The sequence below is a fragment of the Rhodococcus sp. 3258 genome (genome assembly GCF_031456475.1).
GTDB classification, from domain to species: Bacteria; Actinomycetota; Actinomycetes; order Mycobacteriales; family Mycobacteriaceae; genus Rhodococcoides; species Rhodococcoides fascians.
Genome location: NZ_JAVDUT010000003.1, coordinates 248,696 through 264,493, shown reverse-complemented (window position 1 = coordinate 264,493; position 15,798 = coordinate 248,696). Strand labels below are relative to the sequence as shown.

14 protein-coding genes and 1 tRNA gene are annotated in these 15,798 nt (G+C 63.6%); 8 read left to right on the top strand and 7 right to left on the bottom strand.

Going from position 1 to position 15,798, the window contains the following annotated elements; all coding sequences use genetic code 11:
- From acpM to aceE, 4 genes are all read right to left on the bottom strand, one after another.
- Window positions 1-345: a meromycolate extension acyl carrier protein AcpM gene (acpM, locus tag J2X62_RS12095; protein ID WP_045841363.1), complete on the bottom strand. Its 345-nt coding sequence runs from the start codon at window positions 343-345 to the stop codon at window positions 1-3.
- A gap of 88 nt (window positions 346-433) precedes the next feature.
- Window positions 434-1,342, bottom strand: a complete 909-nt coding sequence (locus J2X62_RS12090) for an ACP S-malonyltransferase (protein WP_032406742.1) — start codon at window positions 1,340-1,342, stop codon at window positions 434-436.
- Window positions 1,343-1,470: 128 nt separating this feature from the next.
- Entirely contained in the window at window positions 1,471-2,895 is a 1,425-nt protein-coding gene (locus tag J2X62_RS12085) for a CdaR family transcriptional regulator (protein WP_228139233.1), read from the bottom strand.
- 87 nt (window positions 2,896-2,982) lie between these two features.
- Entirely contained in the window at window positions 2,983-5,802 is a 2,820-nt protein-coding gene (gene aceE / locus J2X62_RS12080) for a pyruvate dehydrogenase (acetyl-transferring), homodimeric type (protein ID WP_027497445.1), read from the bottom strand.
- Window positions 5,803-6,058: 256 nt separating this feature from the next.
- Between aceE and J2X62_RS12075 the strand changes: the two genes are divergently transcribed.
- The 3 genes from J2X62_RS12075 to J2X62_RS12065 all read left to right on the top strand — a co-directional run bounded on the left by J2X62_RS12075 (window position 6,059) and on the right by J2X62_RS12065 (window position 7,136).
- Window positions 6,059-6,481: a DUF3052 domain-containing protein gene (locus tag J2X62_RS12075; protein WP_027497444.1), complete on the top strand. Its 423-nt coding sequence runs from the start codon at window positions 6,059-6,061 to the stop codon at window positions 6,479-6,481.
- A gap of 31 nt (window positions 6,482-6,512) precedes the next feature.
- Window positions 6,513-6,974 (top strand): peroxiredoxin, encoded by a 462-nt coding sequence (locus tag J2X62_RS12070; protein WP_027497443.1) that lies wholly within the window; start codon window positions 6,513-6,515, stop codon window positions 6,972-6,974.
- A gap of 87 nt (window positions 6,975-7,061) precedes the next feature.
- Window positions 7,062-7,136, top strand: a tRNA-Val gene (locus J2X62_RS12065).
- On the opposite strand, the gene J2X62_RS12060 is transcribed toward J2X62_RS12065, so the two are convergent.
- Window positions 7,137-8,528, bottom strand: coding sequence for an LLM class flavin-dependent oxidoreductase (locus J2X62_RS12060; RefSeq protein ID WP_310180813.1), 1,392 nt, complete (start codon window positions 8,526-8,528; stop codon window positions 7,137-7,139). It lies immediately after the preceding tRNA gene.
- Window positions 8,529-8,698: 170 nt separating this feature from the next.
- Here J2X62_RS12060 and J2X62_RS12055 point away from each other — a divergent pair, with 170 nt between their 5' ends.
- From J2X62_RS12055 to J2X62_RS12040, 4 genes are all read left to right on the top strand, one after another.
- A complete protein-coding gene (locus J2X62_RS12055) occupies window positions 8,699-9,706 on the top strand; it encodes an ATP-binding cassette domain-containing protein (protein WP_310180812.1) in 1,008 nt (335 codons plus the stop codon).
- An 83-nt stretch (window positions 9,707-9,789) separates the two neighbouring features.
- Window positions 9,790-10,407 (top strand): methionine ABC transporter permease, encoded by a 618-nt coding sequence (locus J2X62_RS12050; RefSeq protein WP_080733341.1) that lies wholly within the window; start codon window positions 9,790-9,792, stop codon window positions 10,405-10,407.
- A 26-nt stretch (window positions 10,408-10,433) separates the two neighbouring features.
- Complete coding sequence (locus tag J2X62_RS12045; protein ID WP_167327884.1) at window positions 10,434-11,321, top strand: MetQ/NlpA family ABC transporter substrate-binding protein; 888 nt, start codon at window positions 10,434-10,436, stop codon at window positions 11,319-11,321.
- A 92-nt stretch (window positions 11,322-11,413) separates the two neighbouring features.
- Window positions 11,414-12,085, top strand: coding sequence for a nitroreductase (locus J2X62_RS12040; RefSeq protein ID WP_032390982.1), 672 nt, complete (start codon window positions 11,414-11,416; stop codon window positions 12,083-12,085).
- Window positions 12,086-12,097: 12 nt separating this feature from the next.
- Here the strand turns inward: J2X62_RS12040 and J2X62_RS12035 are convergent, their stop codons facing one another.
- The gene (locus tag J2X62_RS12035) at window positions 12,098-13,039 is read right to left on the bottom strand and encodes an NAD(P)-binding protein (RefSeq protein WP_310180807.1); all 942 of its coding nucleotides are present in this window, start codon (window positions 13,037-13,039) and stop codon (window positions 12,098-12,100) included.
- Window positions 13,040-13,152: 113 nt separating this feature from the next.
- On the opposite strand from J2X62_RS12035, the gene J2X62_RS12030 reads away from it, so the two are divergent.
- Complete coding sequence (locus tag J2X62_RS12030) at window positions 13,153-14,562, top strand: amino acid permease (RefSeq protein WP_027497435.1); 1,410 nt, start codon at window positions 13,153-13,155, stop codon at window positions 14,560-14,562.
- Here J2X62_RS12030 and J2X62_RS12025 read toward each other — a convergent pair.
- A complete protein-coding gene (locus tag J2X62_RS12025) occupies window positions 14,559-15,725 on the bottom strand; it encodes an iron-containing alcohol dehydrogenase (RefSeq protein WP_222073621.1) in 1,167 nt (388 codons plus the stop codon). The genes J2X62_RS12030 and J2X62_RS12025 overlap by 4 nt on opposite strands.
- Window positions 15,726-15,798 lie beyond the last annotated feature (73 nt).

Below are 15,798 nucleotides of genomic sequence, written 5' to 3'. Positions count from 1 at the left end.
TCACTCGCTCGCGGAGTCGTCGAGCTTGGCCTTGATAGCTTCTGCGGCTTCGGGGTTCTCCGCTTCGAGCTTCTGGATGTAGTTGACGGCGTCGCCGACGGTGCGCAGACCTGCGAGGTCTTCGTCGGGGATCTTCACGCCGTACTTGTCCTCGGTCTGCACTGCGATCTCGACCATGGAGAGCGAGTCGATATCGAGGTCGTCCACGAAGGACTTCTCGATGGTCACCTCGGACGGTTCGATGCCCGTGACCTCCTCGATGATCTCTGCAAGTCCGGCGATGAGGTCTTCCTGGCTGGCCACTGTTGTGGCTCCCTTCTCTTCTGTGTCGAACGCCGAAGTCATGTGCTTCGAGACGCGGTTGTGCATTTCTGCCACTCGGGGAGTGGAAGTCGATCCGCAGTACCGAGACTGCGGTGTGAAGGAGACCGAGCTATCCGAGCTCGGCCAATGCGGAGATGTCCGCCGGTGTCTTCAGGCCGAGGTTGGGCACGCCGCGCAGTTCACGCTTGGCGATACCGACCAGTGCGCCTGCCGGGGGCAGCTCCGCAAGTCCGGTGACCTGCGCGGTACGCAGGTACGCGCTGCACAGGTCCCACCGCACGGGGCGTGTGACCTGGGCAGCAAGTTTTGTGAGCGCATCGGCACCCGATGCGACCGGCTGACCGTCCGAGTTGGACAGCAAGGTGTGCGTCGGCTCGGACGGAGTGATGGCGGCTGCGGCCGCGGCGACGGTGTCGCCTGCCGATGCCATGTACTTGGTGTGGAAAGCACCCGCGACCGGAAGTGCTCGGACCCGCGCCTTCGCGGGTGCGCTCTCGGCCAGTTCCGCCAACTTGGTCAGCAGACCTGCAGCAACGATCTGACCGGCAGCGTTGACGTTGGCCGGGGCGAGATCGAGTTCTTCCAGCCGGGCCAGTACTGCAGCTTCGTCGCCGCCGAGCACGGCGGACATGCCGGTCGGTTCGAGGGCGCAGGCCTTGGCCATCGCAGCACCGCGCACCGCCGCCAGAGATACCGCGTCGTCGGAGGAGATCACGCCGGCAATGGCAGCAGCCGCCAGCTCGCCGACCGAGTGGCCGGCCACGATGGCGTCGTCGGGGAACAGTCCACGCGAGGCGATTTCCTCGAAGGCCAGTAGGGCCGACGCCACGACCAGTGGCTGAGTCACCGCAGTGTCGGTGATTTCTTCAGCGGTGGCGGTGGTGCCGAGTCGCACGAGATCCAGGCCGGAGGCCTTGGACCACAGCGCCAACCGATCGGCCGCGCCCGGGATTTCGAGCCAAGGCAGCAGCATGCCGGGAGTCTGGGAGCCCTGACCGGGCGCAAGCAACGCAATCACAGGCTTAAGAGAACACTGTCGAGCCCCTCATCAGTGATGTCGCGCTCGATGAACTCTCGACAAGCAATTTGTAGGAACCCTACAAATTGCCTCGTGGAGACCCGCTATCGCCGGAAGGCGGTTCGGCGTTACGTAACTACTTCTCCAAATGTGACCTGTGTGACATATGGGGCTGGATATGTCGGTTCGTGATGCGTTCGAGCCAACCTACCTACCGTTGCCGCGACCCGAAGGACGTACGCATCGCGTGGGTGAGTGGGATCACGTCCGGTCACCTCGGCGATGCGCTTGAGCCGATACCGGACGGTATTTGGATGAACAAACAGCTGCCGAGCGCAGGTTTCCACGGCACCGCCGCAGTCGAGATACGCGTCGAGTGTGTCGGCCAAACCCGAACCTGCCGCGGCCAACGGCACGACGACATGATCGTTGAGAGCCGAGATAGCTGCCCCGTCGTTCAGCAACGCTCGTTCGGGCAGCAACTCGCCGGCGTGAACCGGCCGCGGTGCGCCCCGCCAGCCCGCCACGGCCTGCATGCCGGCAAAGGCCTCCACCGCGCTCGAGTGCGCTGCGCCCAAGGTGCGGGTGGTGGGACCGATGACGACAGGGCCGTCGGAGAAGTTCTGCAACATGTCGTCGATGAACGCGTGATGCGCCGCGGTGTCGTCGAGCTGGCCACTGACCACCATCACCAGTCGGGTCCCCTGAACCACCGCCAACGCAGCTCGACCGTGCTTCTGAGCGACGGAGTGCACGGTGCCCACCACGGACACGCCGCGGTCTTCCGGGGGAGTCCCCACCAATACCGTCGCGGGCGCAGTGGCGTCCCAGTTCAACGTGGCAGCACGGGAGAGCATGTCCGATCCGGTATCGCCCCGGACGACGGCGTCGACGACGAGGGCTTCGAGGCGGGTGTCCCACGCCCCTCGTGACTCGGCTGCACTGGCGTACACGGACGCCGCGGCGAACCCCAGCTCGCGGCCGTACCGCAGCACGGCCTCGGTCAGCGCGACCAACTGCTGGTCGTTGCGCGCGAGCGCGGGGAGCCACTGCTCGAAGAACTCCATCGCCACCCGAACCATGTCGACGGTCTGACGCAGCGTGAGGCGTCGGGCAAGGTCTTGCGGGATCACCTGGAAGGCGTCGAGGCTAAATCGAATGTCGCTGTTCGGGTTCTTGAGCCATTCGAGAAAGTTGTCGACGGCCGTCTGGATCAGCAGCTGGACGCTGGCCCGCTGGGCGGCGTCGAGATCGCCGAAGAACGGCAACTGCCCCTGCATCGTGGTCACTGCCTCGGTCGAGAGGCGGCCGGAGAACTGTTTGACGCGTCGCAACAGGGCGTCGGGCAAAGGGTCGCGCTTCTGGCGCGAAGGGGCCAACGAGTTGACCGGAAGGTGGACCTCGTTGTCGGTCGTGAGCGAATCACGGGTGGGGGAGTCACGGGCCGGGGAGTCACGAGCCAACGACTCACGCAACGCCTCACGGTAAGCGTCGCGCCGGGAGACATCACGCGCGGACGAACTGTCCGGTGAATCGGGTTTCGCATCGGACATAAGGAGAACCTACGCCCGACCCCCGCCCACCTCGCGCTGGACTCTCGTCGCGAGGTGGAACGGGGGTCGGCCGATCATGGCGGAGACCTACGCCGAGCCGGTATCGGCGTACGACGTCGGAGCTGCGGTGACGTCGTCGATCTTGTACTTCTCGGCAGCCTCGACGGCCTTGGACTTGTCGATCTCGCCCGATGCCGCGAGAGCGGACAGTGTGGCGACGACGATGGACTCGGCATCGACGTTGAACACCCGTCGTGCAGCCGGGCGGGTGTCGGAGAAGCCGAAGCCGTCGGTTCCGAGGGTGACGTAATCGCCCGGAACCCACTGGCGGATCTGATCCGGCACGGCGCGCATCCAGTCGGAGGACGCGATGACCGGGCCGTTGGCATCGGCCAGGGCCGAGGTGACGAACGGAACGCGCTTGTCGGCACCCGGGTTACGCAGCGACTCCTTCTCGGCTTCGACGCCATCGCGGCGCAGTTCGCCCCACGAGGTGACGGACCACACGGCCGAACGAACGCCCCACTCCTCGAACAGCAATTCACGTGCCTTGCGGGCCGAGACAATGCCGACGCCGGACGCGAGCAGCTGTGCCTCGGGTCCGTCGCCCTCCTGCGGTTCTGCGAACCGGTAGATGCCCTTGAGTAGCCCCTCGACGTCGAGGTTCTCGGGCTCGGCCGGCTGTACGTACGGCTCGTTGTACAGGGTGATGTAGTAGAAGATGTTCTCCCCGCCGAAGCCCTCGACACCTTCGGTGCCGCCGTACATCCGTCGCAGACCGTCCTTGACGATGTGCGCGATCTCGTACGAGAACGCCGGGTCGTACGCCACCGCTGCCGGGTTGGTCGACGCCAGAAGTAGCGAGTGACCGTCGGCGTGCTGGAGACCCTCACCGGTCAGCGTGGTGCGTCCTGCCGTGGCACCGAGCACGAACCCGCGGGCCATCTGGTCTGCTGCAGCCCAGAGACCGTCGCCGGTGCGCTGGAAGCCGAACATCGAGTAGAAGATGTACAGCGGGATCATGACCTCGCCGTGCGTCGCGTACGAGGTACCGACCGCGGTGAACGACGACGTGGAGCCTGCCTCGTTGATGCCCTCGTGCAGGATCTGACCGACCGAGCTCTCCTTGTAGGCGAGCATCAGTTCCGAGTCGACCGAGGTGTACAGCTGGCCGTTGCGGTTGTAGATCTTCAGCGACGGGAACCACGAGTCCATACCGAACGTGCGGGCCTCGTCGGGAATGATCGGCACGATTCGGTGGCCGATCTCCTTGTCTCGCAACAGCTCCTTCATGACGCGCACGAGTGCCATGGTGGTGGCGACTTCCTGCTTGCCCGAGCCCTTGCGGAGCGTCTTGTAGGTATCGTCGCCGGGCTGCGGCAGTGGCTTGACGTCGACGCGGCGCTCGGGGACGAATCCGCCGAGCTTGCTGCGACGATCGAGCATGTACTGGATCTCGGGAGCGTCCGCACCGGGGTGGTAGTACGGCGGCATGTACGGATCCTTCTCGAGCTCCTCGTCCGAGATCGGGATGTGCTGGAGATCGCGGAACGTCTTGAGATCGTCGAGCGTCAGCTTCTTCATCTGGTGCGTGGCATTACGGCCCTCGAAGTGCTTGCCCAGGGTGTAGCCCTTGATGGTGTGCGCCAGGATGACCGTCGGCTGGCCCTTGTGCGACATCGCAGCCGCGTAGGCAGCGTGCACCTTGCGGTAGTCGTGGCCGCCGCGCTTGAGGTTCCAGATCTCGTCGTCCGAGAGATCCTTGACGAGCTCCTTCGTTCGCGGGTCGCGGCCGAAGAAGTGATCGCGGACGTAGCTGCCGTCGTTGGCCTTGTAGGTCTGAAAGTCGCCGTCGGGCGTGGTGTTCATGAGGTTCACCAGTGCGCCGTCGCGGTCCTTGTGCAGCAGCGAGTCCCACTCGCGGCCCCAGACGACCTTGATGACGTTCCAGCCGGCACCGCGGAAGAACGACTCCAGTTCCTGGATGATCTTGCCGTTACCGCGCACCGGGCCGTCGAGACGCTGCAGGTTGCAGTTGACGACGAACGTGAGGTTGTCGAGGCCTTCGGTCGCAGCCACATGTGCGAGTCCACGCGATTCCGGCTCGTCCATCTCGCCGTCGCCGAGGTACGCCCATACGTGCTGATCGGAGGTGTCCTTGATGCCGCGGTCGTTCAAGTAGTGGTTGAAGCGCGCCTGGTAGATGGCGTTCATCGGGCCGAGGCCCATCGACACCGTCGGGAACTCCCAGAAGTCCTGCATCAAACGCGGGTGCGGGTAGGACGGCAGTCCGCCGCCCTCGTTCACATGGCTCGCTTCCTGACGGAAGCCGTCCATGCGCTCGGCCGGAATGCGGCCTTCGAGGAAGGCGCGGGCGTAGATGCCGGGGGAGGCGTGGCCCTGAATGAAGATGTGGTCGCCGCCGCCCGGGTGATCCTTGCCGCGGAAGAAGTGGTTGAAGCCGACCTCGTACAGCGCAGCCGACGACGCGTAGGTCGAGATGTGGCCACCGACGCCGACGCCCGGACGCTGTGCGCGGTGCACCATGATCGCGGCGTTCCAGCGGATCCAGGCTCGGTAGCGGCGTTCCATCGACTCGTCGCCGGGGAACCACGGCTCGTTCTCCGTGGGAATCGTATTGACGTAGTCCGTCGATGTCAGCGACGGGAGCGCAACGCGGCGCTCACCGGCGCGCTCGAGCAACCTGAGCATCAGGTAGCGAGCGCGGTTGGGGCCGGACCTCTCCAGCAAGCCGTCGAACGACTCGATCCATTCGTTGGTCTCGTCGTTGTCGATATCGGGCAGGTACGACGCGACACCCTCACGGATGACGCGGACCCGGCCGTCCGAGCCCTTCTTGCCTGCAGACGATGTGTTCTGCCGTTCGCCGCTGTTCACTTCGGACAACGTGTGCACTCCTCAATGTGGCGGACGCTCGGTGTGGCGCCCGGTCCGGTAGCTCGCCCCTGTGACGGCGATCTACATTCCTCGTTCTCGTGATTCCTCCCCAATCCTGCCGCATCTCGTCGGTTCTGGTAGTACAGAGGTCCGATACCCACCAGTAGAAATTTATGTACGCAATTTCGGCGCGGTCAGCTTGCGCGAACGGCTTCGACCCTGTTCGCTTTGTCTACTGCACCCACAATTCAAGGAGGTCACCACCGTGGTCGCCGCGGCGGACGCTCAGAACTACGCTCAGAAACTTGGCATCACTCGCGACATGGTCGTTCAAGAGCTGGGCTGGGACGAGGACACCGACGATGATCTGCGCGCCGACGTAGAAGATGCGATCGGTGGCGAGACCCTCGACGAGGATTCCGACGAGGTGATCGATGTCGTACTGCTGTGGTGGCGCGACGGAGACGGTGACCTGGTCGATGCACTCATGGATGCCATCGGTCCGCTCTCGGACGATGGAATCGTGTGGGTCCTCAGCCCAAAGACCGGCATGTCCGGTCATGTGGAGCCCAGCGAGATTGCCGAGTCCGCTCCGACAGCCGGATTGACGCAGACCTCTGCGGCCAATCTCGGTGACTGGATCGGAAGTCGATTGGTTCAGCCCAAGACCCCTGCCAGCAAGCGGTAGGCCCATGCACGACACAGGAAGACGGTTCTAGATGCCGATCGAGGTTGGCGCTGTTGCGCCCGACTTCACCCTCAAAGACCAGAACAACCAATTGGTCACGTTGTCGTCGTACCGGGACGTGAAGAACGTTCTGCTCGTGTTCTATCCACTGGCCTTCACCGGAACGTGCCAGGGCGAGCTGTGCCGAGTGCGCGACGAGCTACCGACATTCGAGAACGACGACACCGCGATCCTGGCGATCTCGGTAGGTCCGCCTCCGACCCACAAGATTTGGGCAGCAGAGCAGGGTTACACCTTTCCGCTGCTGTCCGACTTCTGGCCACACGGTGAAGTGGCTCAGGCGTACGGCGTGTTCAACGACAGCGCAGGATTCGCCAATCGTGGAACCTTCGTGGTCGACAAGTCCGGAATCATCAGATTCGCCGAAATGAACGGTCCCGGGGAAGCCCGAGACAGTTCATCGTGGGCTGAGGCACTCGCACAGGTGAGTTGACCTGCGGAATTGTAGTTAGACAGCAGACACGATAAATTTCTCCAAGCGTTCCGGTGGTCCGGGGATGTCCCTAGGCCACCGGCACACGGGCGTATAGCTCAGCGGTAGAGCTCTGGTTTTACACACCAGCGGTCGGGGGTTCGAACCCCTCTGCGCCCACCATCACGAAATTCTCGCGGCTTCCCGAACCTCCCGCACGATCTGCTGCGCCCGGTGTTCTTCGGGCAGTCGATGACCCTTACCGAAGAGCTTGTGACGCAATGTGCCCGGTGTGTATTGGGTGCGATAGACACCCCGCCGCTGCAATTCTGGAACGACGAACCGAACGACATCCTCGAACGTTCCCGGGGTGATGGCGTACGCAAGGTTGAATCCGTCGACGTCGGTCTCGTCCACCCACTCCTGCAATTGGTCTGCGACTTCGCCGGGGGAGCCGACGATGCGCGGACCGGCACCGCCGATTCCGCCCCACTCGGCGATATCGCGGACCGTCCATTCCTTGCCGTCGGCCCCGATCGACTGGAACGACGCGACGAACGACTGAATCGCATTGCTCTCGACATTGCCGAGCGGCTCGTCGAGCGCATACCGCGACAGGTCGACTCCCATCCAACCCGACATGAACACCAACGCACCCTCGGCACTGGCATACGACCGATACTCGTCGTGCTTGGCGTGGGCGAGCTCTGATGTCTTGTCGGTGACGATGGTAAGCAACTGGTAGATCCGTGCCGAGTACGGATCGCGGCCGGCATCGCGCAAGGCTCGACGAATATTCGAAACCGTTTGCGCCAGAATCTCCTTGGTGGGTGCGCCGACGAAGATCGCCTCGGCATTCTGCGCCGCGAACCGCACGCCGCGTGGTGACGCGCCGGCCTGGAAGATCACCGGCGTCCGCTGCGGCGACGGCTCGGCCAGATGGATACCCGGCACCGTGAAGTGCTTGCCGCGGTGGCCGATTCGATGCACCTTGGTGGGGTCGGTGAACACGCCGGTTTCGCGATCACGGACCACCGCGTCGTCGTCCCACGATGCCTCCCACAGCTTGTAGAGCACCTCGAGGTATTCGTCGGCGTGGTCGTAACGATCGTCGTGTTTCAGCTGATCGTCGTGTCCCATGTTCTGCGCCGCCGACGGCAGATACCCGGTGACGACGTTCCACCCGCTGCGGCCGTTGGTCAGATGATCGAGCGTGGAGAGTCTGCGTGCGAACGGATACGGATGCTCGAAACCGGTTCCCGCGGTGATGCCGAAGCCCAGATGCTCGGTAACGGCGGCCTGCGCGCTGACGAGCAGGAGTGGATCCGACACCGGAATCTGCGCGCCGTGCCGGATGGCTGCGTCGTGATTGCCGCCGTACACGTCGTAGGTGCCGAGGACGTCGGCCACGAACAGGCCATCGAACAGCCCGCGCTCCAACAGCTTCGCAAGATCGGTCCAGTACCCAAGTTCCTTGTACCGCCACGACTGATCGAGCGGATGACGCCACAGACCGGGGGACTGATGCGCGACGCAATTCATGTCGAAGGCATTGAAACGAATCTCGCGTGACACGGGGGAACTCCTTCGGCAGGACGACCTGTCTTGGATATCGACAGCGATGCGACGCTACCGACGACCCAGGCCGGTGGGAACAGTTCGGATCGTGATGAGTCGATAGCTGGTCATCGAGCCGCCGACACCTCAGTGTTGCGCCGTCACATCACTGAAAAGAGCGTCGGAGCATGATCGAAATAGCGCAGTTGACCAAGACCTACGGGACAGGGGAGAGCACAACCGTCGTACTCGACCGGCTGGATTTCTCGGTTCGGTCCGGCGAAATTCTCGCCGTGGTCGGCCCCAGCGGTGCCGGCAAGAGCACGCTGGCCCAGTGCATCAACCTGCTCACCCGGCCCACCTCGGGCTCGGTGATCGTCAACGGGGACGACCTGACGGCGTTGAATGCCAAACAACTTCGGGTTGCGCGGCGGCGCATCGGCACGGTGTTTCAGTCTTCGAGTCTTCTCTCGCGTCGAACCGTGGCGGAGAACGTCGCCTTGCCATTGGACTTCCTCGGGGCGACGAAAGCCGAGACGGCCAGGAGAGTGGGCGAGCTTCTCGACCGAGTGGGATTGTCCGACAGAGCCGCTCGCTATCCCTTTCAACTCTCGGGCGGACAGCGGCAACGAGTGGGAATTGCGCGTGCGTTGGCGCTTCGACCGTCGGTGCTGCTCTCCGACGAGGCGACCTCCGGCTTGGATCCGCAGACCACCGAATCGGTGGTCGAGTTGCTGCGAGAACTGCGCCAGGACCTCGACCTCGCCATCGTGTTCATCACCCACGAAATGGATACCGTTCTGCGAGCCGCTGATTCGGTGGCCAGACTCGATCGCGGACGCATCGTCGAATCGGGTCGGCTGGTCGACCTACTGACCGACCACACGTCGGCGCTCGGCAACGAGCTGCGCCCCAGGCGTGACGACGCACAGGCTGCAGCCGGCGACGTGCGCTGGTACGTCACCTACGACTCGCCCGACGTTCCGCAGGACTGGATCTCGCGGCTGGGCCAGGACCTGGGCGCACCGGTTGCGCTGTTGGGAGCCTCCGTTCAGGTAGTGACCGGAGTGGCTGTCGGCAGTGCGTCGCTCGGCATCGGTGCCCACCTGAGTGGACGCGTCCCCGGTGCACTGAAAGCCCTGGGGTTGTCCGGATCTGCACAGACCGCGCAGCCGATCTTCGAGGCTGCGTCGTGATCGCAATCGTGGCCGCAGGCAACAAGGTTCCGGTCGACGAGCTGCCTGCTCTGCTCCTGCCTGCGCTCGGCGACACACTGACCATGGTCGGCATCGTGATGTTCATCGTGGTGCTCGTCGGTGTGCCGCTCGGAGCGGTGCTGTTCAACCTCGGCCCCGGCGGACTGTTCGAAAACCCTGTGTTCCATGCGCCGATCAGCTGGATCGTCAGCATCGGGCGGTCGTTGCCGTTCCTGATCTTGATGGCTGCGTTGGTTCCGGTCACTCGTTGGATCACCGGAACCAACATCGGTATTGCAGCCGCGGTGGTACCGATGTCGTTGGCGGGCATCGCATTCTTCACCCGCATCGTCGAGAACTCTCTCCGCTCGGTCCCGACGTCGGTGGTCGACGTCGCCCGGGCGTCCGGCGGTTCCACGCTGCAGGTGACCACCACACAATTGTCCGAGGCCGTGCCGTCGATCATCGGAGGCCTGACCATCAACGTCATCGCCATGATCGAATACTCGGCCATCGCGGGCACCATCGGAGCGGGCGGAATCGGTTATGTCGCAGTCACATACGGATACCAAAGATTCGATCACACCGTCATGATCGCCACGATCGTCATCCTGATTCTCACTGTCGCCGTCGTACAGCTCGTCGGCGATGCGCTCGTTCGCTTCACCACACCTCATCAGCGCGCATTGCGCACTGCCTGAACCACATTCGAAAGGTCTCATCCATCATGACAACGTCCACCGAAGCGCACGGCTTCGAGCTGAAGAATCGTCGGAAAGCGCCCTGGATCATCGGGGCCGTCGTGCTGCTGATCGCACTCGCCGTGGTTGTCCGCATCGCGTTCTTCGGCGACACGGCCTCGGCCAACGAAACCGAGGGCGCAACACTCGTCGTCGCCACTGCCGAAGGCAACGCATCCGAGCAGGCACTCGTCGAATTCGTCGCCGATCAGGTAGCTCCCAAGTATGGCATCACGGTTGCATTCCGCGGACTCGCCGACAGCAACACCATCAACCGCGCGGTGAGTGAGGGCGAGGTGGCCGCCACGGTGTACCAGCACAAGCTGTGGCTCGGGCAGGTACTCGAATCCAACCCCGACTTCCAGGAAGAGGCCGCAACCCCGGTGTTCCGTTGGGGCTTCGGATTGTGGTCCGACAAGTACTCCGACCCAGCTCAACTGCCGGACGGCGCAACGGTCTCGCTCTACTCGGATCCCGCCAACGAAGCGCAGGGTCTGTGGGTACTCGAGCGAGCCGGTCTGATCACCCTCGACCCCGCGGTCGACAAGTCGACGGCCACGCAGAAGGACATCGTCGGAAACCCGAAGAACCTGAAGTTCACGTTGCTGGACTTCGCCGCGCAATCGCGGGCACTGCCGGATCTCGATGCAGCAGTGGGCTATACGGAGTACTACCTCGCGGCTGGAATTCCCGTCGAGAAGCAGATCTTCGCACCACCGGCACCGGACGAGTTCGCCGGGCAGCTCACGATCGGTAGCCGGTGGGCGGACAGCGACAACATCAAGAACCTCGTCGCCGCATTCAAGGACCCTGCGGTCCAGGAGTTCCTCGCCACCGACCCGCGGGTGAAGGACATCCTCCTGCCACTTCAGTAACGGCCTCGCACCCGACGGTCCGACAGCGGACCGTCGGGCGCAGCGGTGGTGCTACGTTCGGTCGGAAGACGACACGATGTGAGGCGGACGACGTGACCCGGTACGAATCGTTGACAGGTTTACTCGACGAGCGGTACTCATGCCGGCAGTTCCTGCCGAAGCAAGTATCACGGGACGTGCTCGAACAGTTGTTGGCGGCCGCCCAGCGCACTCCATCGTGGTCGAACACCCAGTCGTGGCAAATAATCGTGACCGAGGGCGATGCCACGCGAAAGTTCTCCGAGGCCTTGGTGGAACATGTGGCATCCGGTGTGCCGCAACCGGATTATCCGTTTCCGGCCAACTACAACGCCTTGCACCGGGCACGTCGTCGTGCGTGTGGTGGTGCGCTCTACGAGAGCATCGGCGTGGTCAAGTCCGACACCGAGGCGACGACGCGTCAGTTCATTCGCAATTTCGAGCTGTTCGACGCCCCGCACGCGGCAATCATCACCACCGATGCGGACCTGGGTGTCTACGGTGCCGTCGACTGCGGGCTGTATCTGCAGACGTTCCTGCTGGGCGCGCAGAGTCTCGGGCTCGGCGCGATAGCTCAGGCCGCGCTCGCCGCGTACTCGCCGTTCGTCCACGAATGGTTCGATATCCCGGATACCCGCAGGGTGGTCGCCGGCATCTCGTTCGGCTACTCCGACGAGAGCCACCCGATCAACGGATTCCGCACCAGCCGTGCACCGTTGAGTGAGACGGTGACATTTTTCAGCTGAGGTGTAACGGCGTCAGCTCAAGAGCCGACCAACCAGTTCCGTACCCAGATCTGTGCCCGATCGCCATGCGCTTTCCACCCTGGGCGCGCCGGATTCACACCATTGATCGCCTGTGAATCCGACGAGCCGCCCGTCCCGGCGTTCGAGCGCAAAGGTGGAATCATGTTGCGCCGCAGGCTTTGCGAACGTCCAGCGATGGGCATGCGTCCAGTTGGGTGCCGTGGAGATTACCGACAGTTCGCGTAGCGCGTCGAGGACCGGGGTGATCACTGCGTCGGGATCGGCGAGGTGTTGCTGTGCCCGCTCGGGGGTCGTGTGAACCACCAGCACGGGCGCACCGTCACCCCGCCGGGCACCGTCGTCGACGACGAACGCGATATCGGGATGGTCGTTGACGAAGGCCGCGTCGCGGAACGGCACATCCAACCCGTCGAATCCACATGCCACCGCGATGACCGGTTCGTACTCGACCGCATCGGGAACTGTCGTGATGCGCGCGGCTTGCGGATCGGGCATCGCAACCACGACGTGGCCCTCGGGTAGGTCGGTCAACTCGGAGGAGCCCTCGATATCGAAGTCTCCCAGCAAGTCTCGCACCAGAGAACGAAGCCCGTGTGGTGTCGCCCAACGGACCGGCCCGGTGGTGGTGCACGGTTCGGTGTCGGGCTTGAGGATGCCGAAGGTGTTTGCCCACTGGCGCGCAAGGCCCCTCGACTCCCAGTCCGACACCACCGTCGCGAAATCCTGATCGCGGACGGTGAAGTAACCGGCACCCAGATCGACGCGACGCCCGTGAAGCTCGGGGGAGGACATCCGTCCGCCCGGGGCACGTCCTCGATCGACGATGCGGAACGGGACGCCCGCCGCGTGCAGTACTCGGGCACAGGCGGCACCCGCGATGCCCGCGCCGACGATGGTGATCGAGTCCGTGGTGCGCCCAGCATCGACAGTCATGTCGTCAGTATGCCCGGCAGGGGCCGTGCGTAAGCCCGCCATTTGTACTACTGATTGTCTGGACAATTCGGTCACCTGCTGCGGAGTGCCCGACCTTGTGCTGAACTGTTGAAATGGCAATTACGGATAAGCCAGATACCGGAGAGCACGGACTGGGAACCAGTCTCAAACCGCGACACGTGACGATGATCTCGATAGCCGGAGTGATCGGTGCCGGACTGTTCGTCGGCTCCGCCAACGCCATCGCCACCGCAGGACCTGCGGTGTTGTTGGCCTACTTCTTCGCCGGACTCCTCGTCATCCTGGTGATGCGCATGCTCGGGGAAATGGCCACCGCCAACCCCGACACCGGTTCGTTCTCGACGTATGCGACCCGGGCACTGGGACATTGGGCCGGCTTCTCCGTCGGTTGGCTGTACTGGTGGTTCTGGGTATTGGTGATCCCCGTCGAGGCGACCGCCGCTGCCGCCATCCTCACCAACTGGCTGGGCGGTGCCCAATGGATGTGGGCCCTGATCATCGTCGTTGCGCTCACCGCGACCAACCTGATCAGCGTCGGCAATTACGGCGAGTTCGAGTTCTGGTTCGCGTTGGTGAAGGTCGTGGCCATCGTCGCGTTCATCGGTCTCGGCATCGCGGCCATCCTGGGCTGGCTGCCGAACTCCGAAGTCAGTGGCGTGGACCAACTGTGGGCCTCGGGCGGCTTCATGCCGCTCGGCTTCGGCGCGGTGATCGCAGCCATGCTGACGACGATGTTCTCCTTCATGGGATCCGAGATCGTCACCATCGCTGCAGCCGAATCCAAGGATCCTGCAAAGGGCATCACCCGCGCGACCAATTCGGTGATCTGGCGTATCTCGATCTTCTACTTCGGATCGATCTTCGTCATCGTCGCGCTCGTACCCTGGAACGAGTTGGACCCGGCAACCGGCTCCTACCAGTATGTGTTGTCCAAGATGGGAATTCCCCACGCGGAGACCATCATGGACATCGTCATTCTGACCGCCGTGGCGTCGTGCCTGAATTCGGCGCTCTACACCGCGTCGCGCATGCTCTACTCGCTCGGTGATCGCGGCGATGCGCCGCGCTCAGTCAAGAAGATCACCGCCAACGGAGTGCCGTGGGTTGCCGTCATCGCCTCGATGGTGCTCGGCTTCCTCGCCGTCGTCGGAAACTACATTCTTCCTGAGAAACTCTTCACCTACCTGCTCGCGACCACCGGTGCCGTAGCTCTGTTCGTCTACCTGGCTATCGCCAGCAGTCAACTCGTGCTGCGTCGCCAACTCGATCGCGACGGCGAACGCCCGGCCGTTCTGATGTGGCTCTACCCGTGGCTCACCTATTTGGCCATCGGATTCATCGTCTTCGTCCTCGTCATGATGGTCGTGCGACCCGAGCAGCGATCGTCCATCCTGCTCTCGGCCGTGCTGGCGGCAGTGACGGTGATCGGCGGAATCATCGTTCAACGCCGAAACACGCGGCGCGACAAGGTTGCCGCCCGCGTGTCCGGTGACTCGGCCTAGATCCCGGCATACACCTGGCGGTACAGATCGACGATCTGCTCCGCCGTCGGAACGACCGGATTGTTACCGGGGCTGCCGGACGCGAGAGCCTGCTCGGCCATCAGCGGCAACATGTCGTCCCACGTCGACTTGTCGATGCCGAACGTCTGCGGAGTGGGAACTTCGACCTCACGGCACAGCGTGACGATGGCGTCCTGCAACTTGCCTCCGGCAACCGCGTCCGAATCGGCTTCCGATGCCGCACCGAGGGCGCGGGCGCAGTCGGCGTAGCGGGACTGGGCTCCGCCGATGGAGAAGGCTGTCACGGCAGGCAACAGCATCGCGTTGGACAGCCCATGCGCGACATGGAAATGCGCGCCGATCGGTCGACTCATCCCGTGGACCAGACAGACGCTGGCGTTGGAGAACGCCATTCCCGCCTGGGTGGACGCATGCATCATCGCTTCGCGCGCCTGCCGGTCGTCTCCGTCTCGATACGCCCGCAGCAGCGACGTTCCGATGGTGCGAATAGCGCTGAGCGCCAATCCGTCGGAGATGGGGTTGGCCTTCTTGCTGACGTACGCCTCGATGGCGTGTGTCAGAGCGTCGACGCCGGTATCGGCGGTCAGACGTGCCGGCATCGACATCGTCAGCTCGAAGTCGATGATCGACGCGATCGGCAGAAAGGACAGGCCGGGGCACAGCATCTTCTCGTCCGAGGCCACGTCGGTGATGATGGTGAACTGCGTTGCCTCCGAACCACTTCCCGCGGTCGTCGGAATGGCGATGATCGGAAGCGCCGGACCGGTGGAGAGCACCGGGGCCTTGAAGTCCCGCATAGTCCCGCCCTGAACAGCGAGAATGGCCAACGCCTTGGCCGTGTCCATCGGACTGCCGCCGCCGAACCCGATGATCGAATCGGCCGAATGCTGCTGCACCGCTTCGAGACCGGCGATCAGCGAATCCGTCGTCGGGTCGGGCACGGTGCCCGAGAACAGAGCAGGCGACTTACCGGCCTCGGTCATGATCGTCATCAGTCGATCGGCCGAACCGTTGCCTGCCATGAACGCATCGGTGACGAGTAGGGGACGAGATACGGCCAGGTCGGTCAGTACCGTACCCAGCTCCTCGACAGCACCCCCGCCGAGTTTCAGAAAACGTGGAAAAGAGATATTGGCAACCATGGAGTGCTCCTTCGCGGTATCTCCATGTGCGTGGAACTTCGTAGTGGGCTACGAGTTTCCACGCACATGGGCT